The organism is Arthrobacter sp. Alg241-R88, from assembly GCF_900537115.1.
In the GTDB taxonomy this organism is placed as follows: Bacteria; Actinomycetota; Actinomycetes; order Actinomycetales; family Micrococcaceae; genus Arthrobacter.
Genome location: NZ_UNRG01000001.1, coordinates 309,000 through 328,961, shown reverse-complemented (window position 1 = coordinate 328,961; position 19,962 = coordinate 309,000). Strand labels below are relative to the sequence as shown.

The following is a 19,962-nucleotide window of genomic DNA, read 5'->3' as shown; positions in this document are numbered from 1 at the left end:
GATGAAGGGGGCTGCCGTTGCCGTTTCGGTGGTGCTGGCTTCTTCCTTGTTGGCCGGCTGCACTGCCGGAGCGCCGCCAGGTTCACCTCCTTCCGACCCGTCCGGCGTGGTCCTGACGGCCGGGTCTGGTCCCGAGCTGGGCAATGGTCGGCCCCGGGTCAGCTATGACGGGCTGATGGTCCGTCGGCGCATTGTTGTGGCCGTCTACCCCACACCGGACGCCGACCTGGACAAGCTTCGCACCGCCCTCAGTACTGCCGCGGGCAGCCTTGGCTTGGCAGTGTCGCAGATATCTCCGGACGTGCTCGGGGCCAGCGTGCTGCAGGATACGGTGCCCGAGATAATTGTTGCCCTGCCCAGTGATGCCACCAGTGCTCATGGCGGTAAATTGGTTGACCTTGCCTTCGGCCACGACCTCGCGTTTACGGGACTGGACCAGGTTCGCGTGGCCCAGGTACTCGTTCATGATCTCCGGTTCGCGGTCAACTCGGCGAAGGCCCAGGCAGTGGCGGATGGCATAGCTTTGGAAGGCATCCTTGCGGATGCCCTGGGAAACTATGAGGCCCGTGCCGGCGACAAGGAGCTGGAACTGGGCTACACCGGGCCTCTGCTGAGCGACAAGACGGTGGAGGCCGTCCGTCGGGGCGTTGCGCGGGCCTCGGGGACCACTGCCGACGCCGTCAAAGTGCGCCCCCGGTCGGGCACCGGAACCGGCGTGGAGATGGACAACGAACCGGTTGAGGCCGGCAGTGCCGGGACCGGGGAACCCGTACACGGGCATTGAACCGAAGGGAACCGCTGCACCTCCAGTAGCACCCCAAATTGCGACGACGGGGCCAGATCGGTTGGGATGAAATCCTAGCCGGCCTGACCCCGCCGTTGTGCCTGCAACGACGGCCCGCAGAGTGTGGCGCGTCTCCGATGGCGGCCCACCACGGTCCGCAGGCACAGCGAAAGGGGGTGGCCTCGCGGCCACCCCCTTCACTTGCCAGCTGCAGGTGCTGGCTGCGCTATGCCTTTCCTACCGCGCCACCACGCTGCCCGAGCGGGCGGACTCCGGGCTGGTGCCCACCGCATTGATGGCAACCACCACGAAACGGTAGTTGCTGCCGGTAAGGGTCATCTCCAGGTTCCTGGCCGTCGCCGGCAGGACCGCGGAGTCCGTCCTTGAAACCACGGTGGCGTTGTTTGCCGCCGAGCTCATCCGCAGGGCGGTGACCTTGTAGCCGGTGATCGGTGAGCCGCCCGTGGTGGCCGGGGGTGTCCAGGCGATCGAGGCTGTCACAGGCCCGCGGTTGTCGCCTTGCCTTGCCCTCCCGATTACCGGAGCGCCCGGCCGGTTGGGCGTCGTAACCGCATTGGATGCCGCCGATGCCGCGCCCGCTCCGGTGTTGTTGACGGCCCTGACCACGAAGCTGTAAGTGGTGCCCGGGGTAAGTCCGGTAACCACCTGGCTGGTGGCCGCGTTAGTGAAGGTGGCAGTAGTGACTACCGTGGTTCCCGTGCGGACTTCGATCTGGGAGCCGGTGATAGGGGACCCGCCGTCATTCGCAGGAGCTGTCCACGTAACCGTCGCTGAGTTGATTCCGGCAGTCGCTGCCACACTGGTGGGAGTACCCGGAGCCCCAGCTGCCGGCGTGACGGCGTTGGACACGGCCGACAGTGCGCCCGCGCCGAACTCGTTGATCGCGCGCACCTGGAAGGTGTACGCGGTGCCGTTGGTCAGCTCGGTGACGACGGCGCTGGTGGCCGCCGCAGGAACACCGGTGACTGTCCGGACTGCTGAGCCGCCAGCGCTGACGACCACCTCGAAGCCCGTGATCGGCGACCCGCCTGCTGCAGGTGCCGTGAAGCCGACCGTGGCGGAGCCGTTGCCAGCAGCCGCCGTGCCGATGGCCGGTGCAACAGGCACAGCCAGGGCAACCACCTGATCGGAGAACCGCAGCTGCTCGATGTTCCGCAGCGTGTCGGTCCCGTCGCTGGCCCGCTGGCCGGCCACATCAGCGCCGGTCTGGGTGACCGTCACCTTGGCCAACTCGGTTTCCGTTGCCGGAGTGGCCACGATCGTGTAGTTGGACCGCGGGCCCGAGAAGAGCGCGGTGTCCGTGCCACCGGAGCCCGCCAGGATCTCGCGGATCGCCACGACGTTGCCCGGATTCACGGTTCCCGCGAACACGGCTTCCTGGAGAGTGGGGCCGGTAAGCTTGCCGGCGCCGTCCCGCAGGTACTGGGTGGTCATGCCGGCCGCACTGCCAACCTCCGAAGCGGGGTTGTTCGCGTCCGTGCGGACACTAAGGCGGACACTGAAGTACTTGTCGCCGTCGATGATGTCATCGGCGCCGCGTCCTTCAATGAGGTCACTGCCGCCGCCGCCGAGAAGGATGTTGCCATCGCCCCAGACATTGCTGCCCGGGACCAGCAGCGGGCAGTTACTGGATGCAGATGCCCCAATGACTGTATCCGCCGGAGTGGCGAGCGCGGGTACCAACGGGTCAAGGCCCGCAACGCGGTCAACGCCTGCCTGGTCCAGCACGTCGCATCCGATGAATCCGGCACCGCCGACGCCGCTCGGAACAATGTCATCGCCCCGAAGGGTGTCATCGAGGTTCCCGCCCGAGAGTGCTTCCACCTCGTTGAACTTGTCCCGGACTCCCACTTCCAGGATATCCAGCGGCGGGATCTGGAGGTTCAGGTCCGCGTCTTGTGCCTGTGGATCCTGAAGGCCGATCTCCCAGTCGTATCCCGAGGCTCCCGCGACCTTCTCAACGCCGGGTCCTGCGAGGCCGACGTCGTCACCGCCCTCCATGTCGTAGTCGTCGTCGCCGCCTTGGCCGATCAGGATGTCGTGTCCGGGCTTTTGGGAGTCATCCAGGAAAAACAGGTTGCTGCTGTCCCCGATCATGAGGTCAGGTTGGTCCCCGCCCTCTTCCCAGTCGTCGCCGCTATCGCCGAACGCGGCATCGATGCCTTGACCGAGCATAATGAAGTCGTCGCCGGTTCCACCGAACGTCTCGTTGGCATTCGCTCCACCGTTCGTGAAATCCTTGCCATCTCCACCCATGATGATGTCCAGGCCCGGGCCGGCGTCGATCGCGTCGTTTCCGGGACCGCCCTTGGGCACGTCGTCGCCGGCGAGGTCGGTGATGATGTCTTCGCCTTCGCCGCCGAGTGCGACGTCGGCTCCGTCACCACCTTCGATGATGTCGTTGCTGGCACCACCCCAGAAGGTGTCGCTGTCGTTCCCGCCGAAGATGCGGTCCGCGCCGGCGGTGCCGTTGTAGACGCTCTGTCCGTTGATCCCGGAGGGGTCCACGGTGTTCCTGGCGCGGTACTTGATCGTACCGTCGGGCATGCGGATCAGCAGGGCGGCCTCATCGCAGTCTGAGTCCGGGTCATCCGTTACGGTGTTGCCGGAGGCTGTAAAGCCGGCGGTGGTGCCTGCCAGCTTCTTCAGTTCAAACTTGCAGTCCGCCGTGGCGAACGAATCGGCCTTCAGGCTGTGCACGTTCGTGTTGCGCATCATCAGTTCAGCGAAGGAGTTGCCCTCCAGTGCACTGCGGAGGTTCATGCCCGGCGTGCGCGCCAGGTAGTACAGGCGGTCGCCGTTCTGCAGGTCGGTCAGCTGGTTCTCGAAGACGTAGTTGAACGTGCTGCCAAGCAGGCCACCGAACACAACGGTCTGCTCCGCGAGACCGCCGACCCAGAGGTCCACGTTGTCCAGGCCGGTGATCGACAGGGTGCCGTCGTTGGCCCAGGCGCCCGTGCTGTTCATAAACGCAGACGCATCATCAGGAGCAACGTCCCCGGAGTTGGGGCTGACGATCAGTCGTGCAGCCTCCCGCTTGCCCGCCAGCGTAGTAGCGCCGGTGATGGACGGGTGCTGGCCATAGGCTGCGACGAAGTTGACGAGCGACTCCGGGTGCTTGAGGTTCTCGCCGAAGTCGATCCAGTTGATGTAGGGCTTCAGCTGGCCGTCGTTGGTCGAGCCGTAAAGCTCGCGCCGAAGGACGTTCAACCGCGGAATTCCTTCCGAGCGGGCTCGTGTCATGTTGACGGTCGGCAGGTCCAGGGGCAGACCCAGCAGGTTGTTGCGGAGCGTGTCCGTCACGAACTCGTCGAGCTCGTTACCGGCCTGGTCCGACATACCCATGATGATGCTGCCCGCAGCCTCCTCGGAGGTGAGCGGACCGGCAGGCCCGCCGTTGGTGTACTCCGGCGGGTTGAGGAACCCCTCGAGCAGGGAGATGTCGTTCTGACTTCCCAGTTCGTCGTCGGAGGTGCCGAATTCGTTGTCGGGACCGGGGCTGTCCTCATTCCTGCGGGAGATCGTCTCGGTCAGCATCGAGTGGCCGAAGCGGTACACGGCGTGGGCGAATTCAGCCTTGACCGCGGGGTTGAGCTCCGTCTGGGTGAACGCAAACGGCTCGAAGGGGTTGATCGCAGGTTGAACCTTGCGGGCGAACTCCTCGAAGACCAGGTGCTGGTACTCCATCTCGGTGATGAACCGTGCCGCCTGGAAGAGGCGCTCACCGTTCCAGTCTGCCGCGCCCAGGGTCAGCTTCCACTCGGCGAGCGCAGTAACGCCGGCCGCTGAAGTGTCGCCGGTGAGCACATTCTTGATGTCGCCGACGAGGCGGTCGTGCTCGGAGTGGAAGATCTGGTGGATGGCGGTCAGGCCGATGTTTTCGTTCACACGGCCGTCGCCGGCGATGAAGTGCGCGTTGAGCATTTCATCGTCATAGGTTCCCGCCGGCTGGCTGGCGAAGTCGGCCGAGGCCACGTTGTCTTCGTCCGGGACCGGAGCGACCGGTGGTGTACCCGGGTTGTGGTCGGTATCCACCGGGGTGGGGTCCGCATTGTGCGCAATGTCCGTCAGGAACGGCGTTTCGAAGTGCAGCGCATTCGCGGGAACAGGAACCGGAGAGCCGATGTTGCCCTCCACCATGCCGGTTGTGGTCACGTACTGCGGGAGACCGCTGGGACCAGGGAGGAACTTGCCGTAGGGGTCTGCGGCAATCATGGGGATGTTCGTTACGTCTGCGTCCTGGAGGTCAAGACCGAGCAGCTCCTTAGCCTGTGCCTTGGTGGTGGCCCAGGTGGCCATGCCGCCAGCCGTGGGACCCGCAGGACCGCCGAGCAGCTTTCCCGTGGACACCGGCTTGCCGTCGCTGTTGTCGACGTACTCGCGGAGGAATACCTGGTGTGACGGGTGGGAGGTGTAGGTCTGGCTCTGGTCCACCCAGGGCGAGTCCGTGTTCAGGGCATCCTGGATGTCATCCCCGGTACCCAGCTCACCATCTTCCCCCGGCTGGTTCTGGCCCCGGGTCAGCACCATGAAGCGCAGGTTCGGGGCCAGGTCGTCGCCATTGCCCAGGACGTGGTCCGGACCCGCGATCAGTGGATCGTCGTCCTTCAGCGGCACAAACACCGTGCCTCCGCCCTTAACGGTCTGGTCCACGCCATGATCGAAGAACTGGCCGAACAGGGTGAACATCGAATTGTAGGGCGGCGAGAGGCCGACGTCGGTGGTCACGTTCGGGATGAAAAGGGTCTGGTGCGACGGCACGCAGCCCGCAGGAATTTCGTCGATCGGCGGCGTAGCCGAGGGATCCGGATCCGTCGTGCATGGGACGATGCCCTCGTTGCCCTGCGACCTGACCGGGTTACCGGCTGCTGCCACCGCGGCCGGGTTGGTTGAGGTCTGGTCCACGATCAGGTTGCTGATGACGCGGGGCTCAGAGTCGAAAACGGAGCCCTTCTTCTGCGCGTACGAGGTCGGCTGGGAAGGGCCGAACGCGGGAGGTGAGTCCTCGGCACTCTTGAATACCGGCGTGGTCAGGCGGGGGAATACCTGGTCGGCGGCGCCGAACGTTTCCTGGCCTGGCACGAGGTTGTTGCAGGAACCGTCCACTGTGCGCAGCCCCATGGAGACGAGGGGGCTCGCGATCTGATCAGGGCCGGTGCCAACCATGGTGTCACACGGATGCTCCGGGGACCGCGTTGCAGCGTGCGCCTCGGCAATCTTGATCTGCTTCAGGATAAACGCCAGATCCGAAGGGGTTACGGTGAATCCCTGGCCTACCGGCGCCGTGACAGCGTTGGCGGCGACGACGGGAAGTCCTATGCCAACGGGCATGACTATAGCGGCGATGGCCGCAACCAGCCGGATACGTGCCGGCCTCTCACGTGCCGGGCGGATGGCCGTGTGGCGCCCGCGTCTGGCGTGGAAATTGCTTTCTTCGTTGTGTTGAGGCGCGGACGGCCTACCGTCGTCCGGGCCCAGGGGCGCCCAATTGGAGGGTCTCATGACATGCCTGCCGTTAGGAGGGATGGAATGAGTCATGGTGCAGCGGCCACCTCTAAAAAACCTTAATCAGCCAAGCGCTGAACAGGGCAAACACAGTGCCTGAGGGAATGCGGATGAAACAACAACCGCCGTTGCCCAAGCGAATTTCGACCGGCAAAGAAGCCACTAGCCTCATCGGACATAGGTATCCCGAGCGGCCAACAGGTAAGCCCTCCTCCGTCAACAGGTAGCCCCTACTCGTGTCCCGGGCCTGGGAAACAGCAACACTTGGGCAGAAATTCGCAACTGATCAAAGGTTCACGGATGAACTCAGTAAATCTGACAGTTTCAGATGTCACCATGCCAGCTGTCCTCACGGGGCCGGGTCCCTGCCGGCTCGATGCGAAAATCATCGGTCCGCTCCGGATCCGGCGCGGGGATACAGTCCTGGGCTATGGGGAACTGGGCGGCCCGAAGCCCCGGCAAATTCTCGAACTCCTTCTGCTGAACCTGGGCGGACCGGTTTCCAAAGACCGCCTTATCGACGTCCTTTGGGCCGGGCAGGCCCCGGCGGAGGCTCTCCCCAGCCTGGAAAGCTATGTCAGTGTGCTGCGGCGCCATCTGCAGCCCGGAAGGGGCAAGGACGGCCCTTTGCGGACGGTGACCGGCGGCTACGTGCTGGACACGTCGCTGGTGGACCTGGACCTGGACCGCTTCGAGGCACTGGTACGCAGGGCTGAATTGGCAGCGCCCCAACACGCCATTGTCCTGCTCCGGGAGGCTCTTGACCTGGCTTCTGGCCCGCTACTGGGCGATGAGCTGTTGCCGTCCTGGGCCGAAGCGGAGCGAATTCGTCATGCAGCGCGTGTCTTCAATGCCCGGCTACTGGCGGCGGAGTCAGCCCTGGCGTTGGGCCAGTCCCAACTGGCCTCGGTTTGGGCAAGGGAGGCCCTTGCGGATGATCCCCTCAGCGAGCAGGCCTGGACGGCTCTGGTCCGTGCACTGGAAAGTGGAGGCAAGCCCACGGAGGCCTTGCGTGCGTTCGACCAGTGCAGGCGGATTATGGACCGGGAGATGGGCTGTGCGCCGGGTCCCGCCCTGCGGGCCATTTACTCCCGCCTGCTGGAGGCCACCGCCGACTTTACGGTGCCCCGGGTCAGGCCCACTGCAGAGTCGCAAGGAATTCGCGTCCTGGTCATCAATAGTCAGCGGACCATAACTGAGTTGCTTGCCTATGCCTTGGATCGCGAACCGGAGTTGCACCATTTGGGAGGTGCCGACTCTGCGGAATCGGGGATTGATTTGGTCCGCAAGCTGACGCCCGACGTCGTCATTCTTGACGACCGGCTGCGCGACGACGACGGGCTGGGTGCGGCCAAGCGCGTACTTGCTGCTGCACCCGCCACCCGAATCGTGATGTTGGTGGAGGCGCCGACGCCGGAGTGGCGCCGGCAGGCAGCCGCCGCGGGCATCAGCGAGCTGCTGCCGATGGACGGTTCACTTGCCGCCTTGCTAAGCACCCTTAAGGCAAAACCGCTGGTGCCCGAGCACGCAGTTTGACCGGCCCGGCAGGAAACGTGCAGGAGCCAAGGCACACATATCCATATGGGTATATGATAAGCGCATGGCACGGGCAGCGACGACGACGGACACTTTCAACGCGGTAGCTGAACCCCGCCGTCGGGAAATCCTGGACGCCCTTACCCAGGGTGAGCGCCCGGTGAACGAGCTGGTGGAACTCTTGGGCCTGGCCCAGCCCCAAGTCTCGCGGCACTTGCGGGTGCTGCGCGAGGTAGGGGCGGTGGATGTGCGGGATGAAGGCCGGCAGCGGCTGTACCGGCTCAACCCCCAGGCGCTGAAGCCCATCCATGACTGGGTCTCCGGCTACCAGCACCTCTGGGACGAGCGCTTCGAACTGCTGGACGACGTGCTCGCCGACCTCAAACAGGAAGACACGCAAGACGAAGGATCAGGACAATGACACAAACAGGCACCATGGACGTGACCTTTCCCAGCGACCGGGAAATCCTCATCACCCGGACCGTCAGCGCACCACGGCACCTCGTGTACAGGGCCTGGACCACACCTGAACTGGTCAAGCGCTGGTGGCCCGGGCGGCGGGGCGAGATGACCACGGCCGAGATGGACTTCCGGGTGGGCGGGGCATGGCGCTACGTGATGGTGGCGCACGGTGAGTTCGAGGTGGCCTTCCACGGAACGTACCGCGAGATCGTGCCCAACGAACGGATCGTGCACACGGAGGTCATGGAGACGTCCGGTGCGTCGCCGGACAGCGAGGAGGGGTCCGTGGTCAACACCGTCACCTTCAGCGATGCCGACGGCGGCGCCACCCTGGTCAGCATCCGCACCGACGCAGGCAGCAAGGAGGTGCGGGACATGATTGCCCAGTCCGGCATGGAGGGCGGCGTGCGCGAGCAGTTCGAACTGATCGAGGAACTCGCCCGGAGCCTGGGGTAACTGCGGGCCGGGGCCCGGCTAAGCCGGCATCCCCCGCACCTGCGGCGGGATCCCAGCTTTCTGTGACAACCTTGAAGTGATGACTTCTCAACGGCAGGCACCCACCAGGACCCCAGCACGCCCCGCTCAGGGCTCGGGTTTCTTTTTCGTGCTCGCCACGCTGGCCTGCGTTGCAGGGCTGGTGGCCACGTACTACTACTTCGTCCAGACCACTACGGGCCAGTTCATCGACGAGTCCGCGCTGGTGGAAGCCGTCGATATCCACGGGCCGGCGGGCAAGGCGACCACCAGGTTCCTGGACCTGCTGCCCACCATCTCACTGGTGATGGCCGCCGTCGTGGTGCTCTTTGTCACGGTGATCCGGAAGCACTGGACGGAAGCCGGCATCGCGGTGACTGCCTGCATCGGTGCGAATATTGCTACCCAGGTCCTGAAGGATGTGCTGCCGGCCCGGCCGGACAAGGGCGTGGTGACGCTGGAGCTGAACTCGCTGCCGTCCGGGCACACTACCCTGGCGGCGTCGGCGGCGGCCGCGGTGTTCCTGATGGCCTCGCCCCGCTGGCGCCCGATGGCCGGTTTTGTGGGCGGCACATTCGCGATTGCCTCCGGCGTGTCCACGCTGATCAACCAGTGGCACCGGCCGGCCGACGTGGTGGCCGCGTTCCTGCTGGTGGGCGCTTTTATGATTCCGGCAGGCTGGCTCATCATCCGCCGCGGGGCGTGGAATGCGTGGGACGGCTTTGGCGGGCACATCGGGTCGGCCCGGATCTGGCTCACGCTGCCGGTGCTGATCGGGCTGGCGTCGGCTGCGGTGGCGATGTATTCGCTGGTCCGGATCGCGCCCAGTCCCTGGCAGGAGGTCAGCACCACCAACTATTTCTGGGCCGGGATCTCGCTGATCGTGATCGCCGGGTATCTGGCCACCGTTGCCACCACCGCCCTGTTCGCGTACGCCGCACGGCGGCGTGGCTCCCCCAGGCGCTGACGTTACTTCCTCCCCCGGACCCCCAACTAAGTAGCGCTAAGTGTCGTTTTGAGGCGTCAAAACGACACTTAGCGCTACTTAGTTGGGTGGGGAACAGGGAAGGTTAGTCCGGGGCGTTAAGGCGGGCAATCAACAGAGCCTCGGCGACGATGGCGTTTTCGAAGTCGCCCAAGTGGATTGATTCGTTGGCCCCGTGGGCGCGGGAGTCCGGATCCTCCGCCCCTGTGATGAGCACCTGTGCCTGCGGATACCGCCTGGTCAGGATGTTGACCGCGGGAATGGAACCGCCAACCCCCATGCAGACCGCCGGCACACCCCAGGTCTCCTGCATCGCCGAGAGCATGGCCCGGGCAGCGGGTGAGGCAGCGTCACCGGCAAAGCCCTCGGTCCGGCCGGCGGGCGTAAACGTGACGTCGGCGCCGAAGGGCGTGTGCGTTTCAACGTGCCGGCGGACGGCGTCCATGGCCGCGGCGGTATCGCTCTCCGGTGCAAGGCTGAGGCTGAACTTCGCCCGTGCCACTGGCTGCAGCGTGTCCGAGGACAGGGCAACAGAGGGCACGTCCATCCCGATGATCGCCAGCGCTGGCTTAGTCCACAGCCGCGATGTCAGCGAGCCCGAACCGGCCAGGGGCACGCGTGGCCGGACGCCGGAATCCGCCCGGAACTCCTCTTCGTCCATCAAAGGCCCGGGTATATCCGAGGCGAGAAGCCCCTCCACCGCCACGCTGCCGTCGTCGTGATGCAGCGTGGCAATCAGGCGCGAGAGCACGGTGACGGCGTCCAGCAAAGGACCCCCGTAGGTGCCCGAGTGCAGGGCGTGGTCCAGCACCCGCACCTCAATGGTGCCCAGGATCAGCCCGCGAAGGCTGGTGGTCAGGGCCGGGACACCCACCTTCCAGTTTCCGGAGTCGGCAACCACCAGGACGTCGGCGCTGAGCAGGTCCCCGTGCTGCTGGAGCAGCAGCGGCAGGCTGGGCGAACCGGCCTCCTCCTCGCCGTCGATGAATATGGTGACGCCGAGCTCCAGCTCCTCCCCCAGGACGCGCAGCGCGTTGCGGAAGGCGGCCAGGTGCAACATCACCCCTGCCTTGTTGTCGGCCACTCCCCTGCCCCACAACCGGCCGTCCCACTCCACCGCTTCGAACGGCGGACTCTCCCACAGGGTGAGGTCCCCGGCCGGCTGGACGTCGTAATGCGCGTACAGCAGGAGCGTGGGCTTGCCGTTCCGGGCAGGCCTCCGTCCCACCACCGCCGGCGCTCCCGGTGCGCCGTCGGGCCTCGGGGCCTGCAGGATGCCGACGTCGGTGATCCCGGCTTCCTGGAACAGGACCGCCACGTGCCGGGCTGCCTTATCCAGCTCCGAAGGGTCGAAGGAGTCCCAGGCCATGGCAGGAATGCGGACCAGGTCCGAGAGTTGGCCGACGGCGGAGGTGAAGTCCGTTGCGACGGCCTGGCGCAGCTCGGGCAACAGGGAGGTGGAGGTGTCCGGCAGGCTCAATGATCAGCCCACCCCGTGGTGCTGGAGCCACATCTCCAGCAGCGCCAACTGCCAAAGGACGTTGCTGTTCACGGCTGTCCGTTGGGTGTTGGGGTCTGCCAGGAGGCCGTCGATGTAGTCCGGCTGGAAGAGTCCGCGCTGCTTTGCCTCCGGTGCATGGAGGGCGTCGCGGACGATGGAGATGAACGGTTCCTCAAGGTGCCGGAGGGCCGGGACCGGGAAGTATCCCTTGGGCCGGTCCACCACGGCTGTGGGCAGCATCTGCCGGCCCAGATCCTTCAGAATGCCCTTTCCGCCCTGGGACGCCTTGAGTTCCGGCGGGCAGGACGCGGCGAGCTCCACCAGCTCATGGTCCAGGAACGGCACCCGGGCCTCGATGCCCCAGGCCATGCTCATGTTGTCCAGCCGCTTGACCGGATCGTCCACCATCAGCAGGTGGGTATCCAGCCGGAGCACCGCGTCCAGGGCGGTGTCCGCGCCGGGGGCGTCCAGGTGGGCGGCCAGGACCCGGCTGCTCACATCGGTGGCGCAGTACCACTCGGGCTCCAGGATGTTAAGGAGTTCTTCATGGCTATGGTCCACAAAACGTGAGGTGAACGTGGACAGCGCCTCCGAACGGCCCACCGAAGCAAGCGGCTGGTGGTACCCGTACCCGCCAAAGACCTCGTCCGCGCCCTGGCCGCACTGCACCACCTTCAGATGCTCGGCGACAGTCCGGGAGAGCAGGTGGAACGCCGTCACGTCGTGGCTGGCCATGGGTTCGGACATCGCACCCACGGCCCCATCAATGGACGGCGCGAACTCGGAGGTGCTGACGTGCAGTTGCTCATGCCGCGTACCGAACTCCCGCGCAACGAGGTCCGAGTAGGCGAACTCGTTTCCGGAGTCCCCGCCGGCGCCGTCAAACCCGATGCTGAACGTGGACAGTCCGTGCTGTCCCTCCTCGGCGAGCAGGGCAACGAGGAGACTGGAGTCCAGGCCCCCGGAGAGAAGGACGCCCACCGGCACGTCCGCCACCATCCGGCGTCGTACTGCCGTCTGAAGGGAACCGCGGACGGCTTCCTGCCAGTCCGCCGCGGACCAGTCCGCGTGCTCCGCGCGGCGCGTGTAGTCAGGTTTCCAGTACTCGCGGTCGTGCCAGGTTCCATCGGCACGGATGGTCCGGATGGTTGCGGCCGGCAGCTTCTGGATGCCGCGCAGGATGGTCCGCGGCGCGGGGACAATCGAGTGCCAGCTCAGGTAATGGTGCAAGGCCGTCTCGTCAATGGACGTATCCATCCCGCCCGAAGCCACCAGCGCCGGCAGGCTGGAAGCGAAGCGCAACCTTCCCGGGAGCTGGGAGACGTACACCGGTTTGATGCCCAGACGGTCCCTGACCAGCAGGACTTCCTGCCGCTGCGGATCGTAAAGAGCCACCGCGAACATTCCCACCAGGTGGTGGACAAAGTCGTCGCCCCACTTCCGGTAGGCCTTCAGGATCACCTCGGTGTCGCTGTTGGACCGGAAAGTGAACTCCGGCTCCAGTTCCCGGCGCAGTTCCTTGTAGTTGTAGATGCAGCCGTTGAACGTGACCGCCAGGCCGCCGTCGTCCAGCATTGGCTGCGCCCCTGCCTCGGAAAGGTCAATGATGCTGAGGCGCTGATGCCCCAGTGCCACCCAGCCCGACTCCCAGCTCCCCCGCCCGTCAGGCCCCCGCGACGTCATTGCCCCCATCATTTTCAGAACCGACTCCTGGGAGGCCTTTCTCCCGTTGAAGGCGATTTCGCCGGCTATTCCGCACATGGTGCTGTCCTCGTTCCTTGCCTTTACTGCGATCGGTGTGGTTCTTCGCGGACCACCCTGATGGTCTTGAGCGTTGGGTCGGCGGGATCCGGCAGGACCATGCCTGCCTCCACGCCGCTGCGGAGGTAATCCATGGCCGCTTTGTTGATCCGTTCGCCGGGCAGCAGGAGGGGAATGCCCGGAGGATAGGGCGTGGCCATTTCGGCGGCAATGCGGCCGGGTGCCTCTTCGCACGGGATCACTTCCACCGGCCCGAAGAACGCGTCCCGGGGAAGCATCACCGTCTCCAGGTAGAGGTCCTCCTCGTCCGGGATAACGACGGCGGGTGGCCGGGGCAGGTCCGGGGCGGCTTCGGTGAGGGCGCGGAGTGCGTCCAGGAGCCGGTTAGCTGTCTCCTGGTCATCGGACACTGAAATCACGGCTTCGGTCCGCCGGTGGTCCGTGGTGCCCATGTCGATGCGGCAGTTCTCACGCAGCCAGTCCGTGGCCTGGAACCCGCTGATGCCAAGGTTCGAGACGTCGATCATGATGTGCTGGATGTCCAGGTCGTGGGACGCCTCGGCGTGGACCAGTTCGTCTTCGAGGACGTGCAGGCCGGGGAGAGCCTCGATGTCCCGCCGGAGTCCCTTCGTCAGTTCCAGGGCCTTTTCGATCATGGCTTTGCCCTCCTGGACCATTTGCCGGCGCCAGCCGTCCATCGCCGCGTACAGGAGCGTGTTGGCGCTGGTGGTGGAGAGGACATCGGCGCACTGGTTCAGGCGGACCGGGTCCACGAGGTTTCCCTGGAGGTGGAAGATGGAACCCTGTTCGAAGCCCAGCCCCATTTTGTGCACGCTGACCACGCAGATGTCCGCCCCGGCGGACATGGCCCAGGTGGGCGTATCCGGGTGGAAAGGAAGCTGCGCGCCCCACGCCTCGTCCACGATCAGCGGCTTGCCGCGCTTGTGGCAGATCTCCGCAATGGCCTCGATGTCCGCGCAGGTGCCGTAGGGCGTGGGGCTGACGATCAGGGCGGCGGAGGCGTCCGGATACCGCTGCCACATCTCCTCCACCGCTTCGGGTGACGGCGGGTGGCTCAGCTTCAGTTCGTTGTCCCACCGCGGTTTGATCCACCGCGGCTGCAGCCCGGACAGCACCAGCCCCGAGACCACGGACTTGTGGGCGTCCCGGCTGATGAGGAGCTCGCCCTCGCCGCGGGTCACCGCCAGTATGGCGGCCTTGATGGAGAGGGAACTGCCGCAGGTGGTGAAGAAGGCCATGTCCGCACCCACGGCTTCGGCCATCAGCTGCTCGGCTTTGGACAGGTAGCCGTTGGAGGACTGCCGGTCGTCGAGCCCTGAGGAGGCAACGACGTCGGACTTGAAGCTTTGCTCGCCCAATACCTCCAGCACGCGTGGATCGACGCCGCGGCCCTGCCGGTGGGCAGGCGGAGTGAATCCGTACCTTTCCAGTTTCTGGTGTTCGGCCAGTGCATCGAGCACCGGCGCCTCATTCTGGTCCATATGCACCCTCCCGGATCCTTGCCTAGAAGCTCTGGTCGCTGGCCAGCAGCGGCGAATCAGTCAGCTGCCGAAGCGCTGTTGCGGGCAGGCTGCTGGCGTGGACTGCGTCAGCGATGACGTCGCACAGGCTGCCCGCTTTGGCGTAGGCCTCCCGCTGCCTTGCAGCACCGGTGCCCCTGGTCAGGACCTGGAACAGCAGGGATTCCACAACGTCGAACTCGCCCTGCTCCTTCAACACCGGCTGGATGAAGTCCAGCAGGGACATGACCACGTCGAAGGCGGCGCGGGGCTGGCCTGTCAGCGGATCCACCAGTTCGCCGTCGAGCCCAAACCGGCCCGCCTGCCAGGAGGCGAGTCGAAGCTGTACTGCAGAGGCAGGCACCGGGGGCACGCCCGCGCGCCACTGCCTGGCGGCTGTCTCCGCCAGGCCGCGCACCAGGGCCGCGAGCAGGACGGCGTCGTCGGCGAACAGGCACACATCCGCCACCCGGATTTCCACGGTGGGGTGATGGTGGCTAAGCCTGGCGTCGAGGTAGATCTGTGCCAAATCCATGGGCACGCCCGAGCGGAGCATCTCCTGGATGTGGGCGTGGTAACCCTCAGCGGAGCCGAAGATTTCGCTGGGACCCGCGGTGGGCCACCTGTTCCAGGCCTGGGAGCGGTAGCTCGCGTAGCCGGTGTCCACACCGTTGCAGAACGGGGAATTCGCTGTCAGGGCCATCAGTACCGGGAGCCAGATCCGGATCCGGTCCAGGATGGCAACGCCTTCCTCGTCGGAGTCGATCTCCACGTGGACGTGGCAGCCGCACGTCAGCTGCTCAGCCGCCGTCACGCCGAACTTCTGCATCATCCGCTCGATCCGCTCGCCCGGGGCTGCAGTGGACTGCACCGGAAAGGGCGACGTGGCAAGGGCGACCGAGCGTGCTCCCACTGCGCGGGCGGTGGAATCCGCGCTCACCCGCCGGGCCGTGAGGTCCTGCGCGAGCTCGTCCAGGCTGATCCTTGGCAGCGTGCAGGCTTCGATCTGTTCCTGCTTCATTTCACTGCTGAGCCCGTCATCATCACTCAGGCGGTCCAGCAGTTCGCCCAGTGGCACGGCATGCCCGCTTGCATTGTCGACGATGAGGAACTCTTCCTCCACACCCAGGCGGCGCATCAGCGCTGCCCCTTTGGGCCGGCATCTCCCTTACGTGGGACTCGTCCGTGGGCAAGAGGAAAAACGTTTCGGAAACCAGCCATTATGACTCCTGGATAGAACCATGAAGCGTTTGGCTTAACCTCAGTGTTAGAACATACTAAGCATGCTTATTTCCTGTCCGCAAGGCAAAACACGCGAAAACGCCCCGAAACAAGGCGCATCTTGCGCTGCTTCGGGGCGTCCCATTGGCCCTTTTTCAGGAGCTCTTGGCCACCTCCGGGGCGGTTATTACGCTCAGACGAGCGGCGGACCAGCGAGGCTGGCATTGATCTCCGCGGTGACGGCCGACGCCGGCGTGGCCGGCAGGAGGCGCGACAGGAACTTCGCCCGGGCTGCTTCGACGAAACCACGGAAAAGGCCGAAGTCCTCGGGCAGCTCCTCCGGGTGCCACTGGATGCCCATGGTGAAGGTGTTCGCGGGGTATTCGATGGCTTCCACCACTTGGTCCTCGCTCCAGGCTGCAGCAATAAGGCCTTCGCCGAGCTTGTCCACGGCCTGGTGATGGGAGACCGGCACTGGTCCGGGGTTGGCACCGATCAGTTGCTCAAGCCTGGAGCCGGGCTTGATCTCCACCGGGATCCTGTTGAAGTTGTAGCCGCCGGGCTGGTACTGGGCGTTCCCGATGACGTCGGGCAGGTGCTGGTGGAGGCTGCCGCCCAGCGTGACGTTCAGCAATTGCTCGCCGCGGCAGATGCACAGCAGCGGAACGTCCTGGCGGATCGCTTCCTGGATCAGGGCCTGCTCCCAGGCATCACGCTCTGGGCGCGGAGCGTCGGTTTCCGGGTGGGCTTCCTGTCCGTAGAGGGACGGGTCCACGTCCCAGCCACCGGGAACCACCAGGCCGTCGAGCCTGCCCACAAGCAGTTCGATCATCCCGGCCATGACGGGCTGGGGTGGCAGCAGGATGGGCACGCCGCCTGCGGCGATGATGGGGTTCAGGTACGTCTCGGGCAGGAATGCCGCCCTGACCGTGCCGCAACCATCGGTCCCAGCCTGCTCCAGGTACGTGGTGAGTCCGATGATGGGTTTCATCGCGGCGTCGGTGGTCTGCACAGTGGTCCTTCCGGGAAATTTCTCTGCCTCCAATTTTATGGCGGCGGAAGGCACTGAATGTTTCGTGGAGGTCAAATGCAGGTGTCAAGAAGGTCACACTTCCGGGGCTTAGTGAAGGTCCCGGGGTACCACGGTGAAGCGGCGGTTGCGCAGGGACGGCACACGGGTCCTGACTGCCGCGATCCGTTCGGGTTCGAGCTCGGCAAAAATGACTCCGGGTGCCTCGCCGGCGTTGGCGATCACCACCCCGAAGGGATCAACCACGATCGAGTAAGCAGTGGCCAACGGCCCGCACTGGTTGGCCGTCACCACATAGGTGGTGTTCTCGATGGCACGGGCACGGACCAAGGTGTTGAAGTGGTCTTCCTTGCCCGGGCCTACGATCCACATGGCCGGCAGCAGCAGGACGTTCGCGCCGGCGTCCACCATGTAACGGGCGCTTTCCGGAAACCTGAGGTCGTAGCAGGTCAGCATGCCCAGGCGCAGCTGCCCGAAGGAGAGCAGGGACGGCTCGGCGATGGCACCCTGGCTGGTTCCGTCACTTTCACGGTAGCCAAAGGCGTCGTAGAGATGCACCTTGCGGTACGTGCCTTGAACTGAGCCCTCCGAGTCAAGAGCCACCAGGGTGTTGAACGGAAGGCCACCGGGGTTGGCCTCAGCGGTTCCCACCACCACGGGCAGGTGGAGCCCTCTTGCGAGCGCCGCGATCCCGCTGATGAATGGACCGTCCAAGGGCTCTGCCACTTCCGCGAGGACACTTGGGGGTTCGGTGCCGGCATACAGGCTGGACTCGGGAAGCACCAGCAGGTCGGCGTTGTTCAGCGCGGCAGTTTCCATTAGCTGTTGTATCTGCACCAGGTTCCGCTGGGGTTCGCTGCCGGCGCTGAACTGCCCGCACGCAATTCTCACTTCGGCCCTCCTGCCACCGCGATACGGCTCCCTTCACCAAAGGTTCGCACACCCCGGTCTGCGCGAATAGCCCCAGTGGCACCTTCCCGGCCTACGTGCGGCTGACCTGCGCAAACACCGAGGAACACTTGACAAAACCTTGACGAATTACCCATGAGTAATTTGAGCCAGCTCCACCAAGCTATTCCTATCGGAGCCGCACAGGCTCACAAGGTCTCTGCGGTTACCGCAAAGTTTTAGGGGTAGAACGTGAGCAAGGTTGCTGGACGTAAGAAGCGCATCATCGGCACCACTGCCGCGCTGGTAGCTATCAGCGGCGGTGCGGCTTTCGCCTACTGGACGGCTACGGGAACAGGCAGCGCTACCACCAAGGCCGGCACCACTACCGGCTTCGAGATCACCGGTACAGCTACAGGCGGCGAACTTTCCCCGGGCGGGCCGACGCAGAAGGTCACCTTCACCGTGAAAAACCCCGGCACCGGCGTTCAGAAGGTCTCGAAAGTTGATGTCAAAGTCGCCAACACCGACGGCACCACGTGGACGTCATCGACCGGCTGCAAGACGGCCGACTTCGCAATAGCGGACTACGACTTTACTGCCAAAGAACTTGAGCCCGGTGGCACTGCCACCGGCACGGTAACTCTTCAGATGGTCAACAGCGCAGAGAACCAGGACGGTTGCAAGGGCGCCACGGTGCCCCTGCACTTCGCGGCCAGCTGAAGGGGGCAAGGAGTCACCTTCCTGAAGCAGTCCATCAGCTTCGTAGCCCAATGGTGATGAAGTCCGCCTGACCGCTATCAAGCTCGATTTTTCCGGAAGGTCCCCGTGCCCACAAACGCCAGCTCCCCCGAAGCCACCCCCCGGCTTCGGCGGGAGCTGGTTTGGTTTAACTGGCTCTTGCGTGCCGGAGTGCTGGCCGTCGTGGTCCTTTTTATTGCCACGTTCGCGGGCGCTGCTCCCGCTTCAGCACACTGGCGGGCTTCCGGCTCCGGAAGTACGACGGCGTCAGTCGCCACGCTGCTTCCGCCCACCAACGTTTCGGTGCCGGCAAGCAACAACTCAAACGTTGCCGTCAGCTGGACAGGGTCCAACGGCGCGGTGGTCCCGACGGGCTACTACGTCACCCGAATCAGCGGTTCCACAGCCTTGCCCGCCTGCGGCTCCAGCCCGGCCGCTCCGATCGCAGGCACGACGTGCACGGACTCGTCCGTGCCGGAGGGCACGCACCGTTACCAGGTAACGGCGGTCCACCGCTCGTGGACAGCAGCAGGCCCCGTCAGCGGAACCGTTGCGGTGACCAGCCTTCGTGACCTCTCCTTCGATTCGCAGCCGTCCGGCACCGTGACTTCCGGCTCGCCGATTACTTCTTTCAGGGTGCAATTGCGGACCGCATTCGGGCTTGAGGTGTGGGGACGCGGAGTCCCGGTCACCATCAGCCTTGGCGCCAACCCCGCGGCCGGGACGCTCTCCGGAACGCTCACCGCCACCACCGATGGGTGGGGCACAGCCACGTTCAGCGGCCTCTCAATCAACAAGGCGGGCTCGGGCTACACGCTAATCGCTTCCAGCCCTGGTTACGCCGGCGCCGTCAGCAGCGCGTTCACGGTGGTTCCGGCCGCAGCCAGCAAGCTGATAGTCACCAGCGGCGCAGTCCTTACGGGCGCGGCCTCAAGTGCGGCAACCCTTGGCCCGGTGACCCTTCAACGCCAGGATGCTTACGGCAACGCCGTTACTGCCGGAACTTCCAGCGTCTCGCTCGCCACCAGCTCCGCCGGAGCCACCATCTTTGCTGCCACCGCAAACGGCGCAAAGATCTCCACGGTGACCATCCCCGCCGGGTCCTCGTCGGCGTCGTTCTTCTACGGGGACACCAGAGCCGGCACCGCAGCCATCACCGCAGCTTCCCAAGGGCTGGCGGCTCCCGCCCCAGTGACCGCGACCATCACCGCCGCAGCACCGGGGCGACTCACGTTTGATGCCATTCCCGCCGTCGTCCTGAAGAATACGCCCATCACGCCGCCGGTGACCGTCCATGTCCTGGACGCCTTCGGCAACCGGGTGGATAGCTCCGCGCAGATCATGCTTCAGTCCAACTGCACCATCAAGGGCACTCTTATGCGGGCAGCATCATCAGGGCTCGCCGCTTTCCCTGACCTCGAAATTGCCGGAAAAGCTTCAGGCTGCGTCCTGACGGCCAACAGCGGCACACTCGCCACGGACACCAGCAGCCCCTTCAACGCAGACTAGCAACGCACACGAGCAACGAAGACT

At 65.2% G+C, this 19,962-nt stretch carries 14 protein-coding genes; 7 read left to right on the top strand and 7 right to left on the bottom strand.

The window, feature by feature from the left end; genetic code table 11:
• The first annotated feature begins 1 nt into the window (after window position 1).
• The gene (locus G6R19_RS01440) at window positions 2-784 is read left to right on the top strand and encodes a hypothetical protein (RefSeq protein WP_163161625.1); all 783 of its coding nucleotides are present in this window, start codon (window positions 2-4) and stop codon (window positions 782-784) included.
• Window positions 785-1,021: 237 nt separating this feature from the next.
• Here the strand turns inward: G6R19_RS01440 and G6R19_RS01435 are convergent, their stop codons facing one another.
• Entirely contained in the window at window positions 1,022-6,136 is a 5,115-nt protein-coding gene (locus tag G6R19_RS01435; protein ID WP_163161623.1) for a peroxidase family protein, read from the bottom strand.
• Between the two features lie 474 nt (window positions 6,137-6,610).
• Here G6R19_RS01435 and G6R19_RS01430 point away from each other — a divergent pair, with 474 nt between their 5' ends.
• The 4 genes from G6R19_RS01430 to G6R19_RS01415 all read left to right on the top strand — a co-directional run bounded on the left by G6R19_RS01430 (window position 6,611) and on the right by G6R19_RS01415 (window position 9,749).
• Entirely contained in the window at window positions 6,611-7,846 is a 1,236-nt protein-coding gene (locus tag G6R19_RS01430; protein WP_163161621.1) for a BTAD domain-containing putative transcriptional regulator, read from the top strand.
• 64 nt (window positions 7,847-7,910) lie between these two features.
• A complete protein-coding gene (locus G6R19_RS01425) occupies window positions 7,911-8,267 on the top strand; it encodes a metalloregulator ArsR/SmtB family transcription factor (RefSeq protein ID WP_163161619.1) in 357 nt (118 codons plus the stop codon).
• A complete protein-coding gene (locus G6R19_RS01420) occupies window positions 8,264-8,764 on the top strand; it encodes an SRPBCC family protein (RefSeq protein ID WP_163161618.1) in 501 nt (166 codons plus the stop codon). The genes G6R19_RS01425 and G6R19_RS01420 overlap by 4 nt, the downstream gene beginning before the upstream one ends.
• Before the next feature lie 79 nt (window positions 8,765-8,843).
• Window positions 8,844-9,749, top strand: a complete 906-nt coding sequence (locus tag G6R19_RS01415; RefSeq protein ID WP_163161616.1) for a phosphatase PAP2 family protein — start codon at window positions 8,844-8,846, stop codon at window positions 9,747-9,749.
• A gap of 103 nt (window positions 9,750-9,852) precedes the next feature.
• Here the strand turns inward: G6R19_RS01415 and G6R19_RS01410 are convergent, their stop codons facing one another.
• The 6 genes from G6R19_RS01410 to G6R19_RS01385 form a co-directional block, all read right to left on the bottom strand.
• Entirely contained in the window at window positions 9,853-11,247 is a 1,395-nt protein-coding gene (locus G6R19_RS01410) for a M20/M25/M40 family metallo-hydrolase (RefSeq protein WP_163161614.1), read from the bottom strand.
• A gap of 3 nt (window positions 11,248-11,250) precedes the next feature.
• A complete protein-coding gene (locus G6R19_RS01405; protein ID WP_163161612.1) occupies window positions 11,251-13,029 on the bottom strand; it encodes an N-acetylglutaminylglutamine amidotransferase in 1,779 nt (592 codons plus the stop codon).
• 23 nt (window positions 13,030-13,052) lie between these two features.
• Window positions 13,053-14,531 (bottom strand): PLP-dependent transferase, encoded by a 1,479-nt coding sequence (locus tag G6R19_RS20515; protein ID WP_163161610.1) that lies wholly within the window; start codon window positions 14,529-14,531, stop codon window positions 13,053-13,055.
• A 22-nt stretch (window positions 14,532-14,553) separates the two neighbouring features.
• Window positions 14,554-15,687, bottom strand: a complete 1,134-nt coding sequence (locus tag G6R19_RS01395; RefSeq protein WP_163161608.1) for a glutamate--cysteine ligase — start codon at window positions 15,685-15,687, stop codon at window positions 14,554-14,556.
• A gap of 276 nt (window positions 15,688-15,963) precedes the next feature.
• On the bottom strand, window positions 15,964-16,782 hold the full coding sequence (locus tag G6R19_RS01390; protein WP_163161605.1) for a gamma-glutamyl-gamma-aminobutyrate hydrolase family protein: 819 nt from the start codon (window positions 16,780-16,782) through the stop codon (window positions 15,964-15,966).
• A 108-nt stretch (window positions 16,783-16,890) separates the two neighbouring features.
• The gene (locus tag G6R19_RS01385; protein WP_163161603.1) at window positions 16,891-17,691 is read right to left on the bottom strand and encodes a carbon-nitrogen hydrolase family protein; all 801 of its coding nucleotides are present in this window, start codon (window positions 17,689-17,691) and stop codon (window positions 16,891-16,893) included.
• A 249-nt stretch (window positions 17,692-17,940) separates the two neighbouring features.
• Here G6R19_RS01385 and G6R19_RS01380 point away from each other — a divergent pair, with 249 nt between their 5' ends.
• Together G6R19_RS01380 and G6R19_RS01375 are read left to right on the top strand one after the other, a co-directional pair.
• Entirely contained in the window at window positions 17,941-18,411 is a 471-nt protein-coding gene (locus G6R19_RS01380) for a hypothetical protein (RefSeq protein WP_163161601.1), read from the top strand.
• A gap of 105 nt (window positions 18,412-18,516) precedes the next feature.
• Window positions 18,517-19,938, top strand: coding sequence for a hypothetical protein (locus G6R19_RS01375; RefSeq protein ID WP_163161599.1), 1,422 nt, complete (start codon window positions 18,517-18,519; stop codon window positions 19,936-19,938).
• The last annotated feature ends 24 nt before the right edge of the window (window positions 19,939-19,962 follow it).

Excerpts from the sequence above, each read along its gene's own strand:
- G6R19_RS01420 (WP_163161618.1), top strand. The coding sequence starts at position 8,264 with ATGACACAAACAGGCACCATGGACGTGACCTTTCCCAGCGACCGGGAA.
- G6R19_RS01425 (WP_163161619.1), top strand. The coding sequence starts at position 7,911 with ATGGCACGGGCAGCGACGACGACGGACACTTTCAACGCGGTAGCTGAA.
- G6R19_RS01430 (WP_163161621.1), top strand. The coding sequence starts at position 6,611 with ATGAACTCAGTAAATCTGACAGTTTCAGATGTCACCATGCCAGCTGTC.
- G6R19_RS01405 (WP_163161612.1), bottom strand. The coding sequence starts at position 13,029 with ATGTGCGGAATAGCCGGCGAAATCGCCTTCAACGGGAGAAAGGCCTCC.
- G6R19_RS01435 (WP_163161623.1), bottom strand. The coding sequence starts at position 6,136 with ATGCCCGTTGGCATAGGACTTCCCGTCGTCGCCGCCAACGCTGTCACG.
- G6R19_RS01415 (WP_163161616.1), top strand. The coding sequence starts at position 8,844 with ATGACTTCTCAACGGCAGGCACCCACCAGGACCCCAGCACGCCCCGCT.
- G6R19_RS01395 (WP_163161608.1), bottom strand. The coding sequence starts at position 15,687 with ATGCGCCGCCTGGGTGTGGAGGAAGAGTTCCTCATCGTCGACAATGCA.
- G6R19_RS01440 (WP_163161625.1), top strand. The coding sequence starts at position 2 with ATGAAGGGGGCTGCCGTTGCCGTTTCGGTGGTGCTGGCTTCTTCCTTG.
- G6R19_RS20515 (WP_163161610.1), bottom strand. The coding sequence starts at position 14,531 with ATGGACCAGAATGAGGCGCCGGTGCTCGATGCACTGGCCGAACACCAG.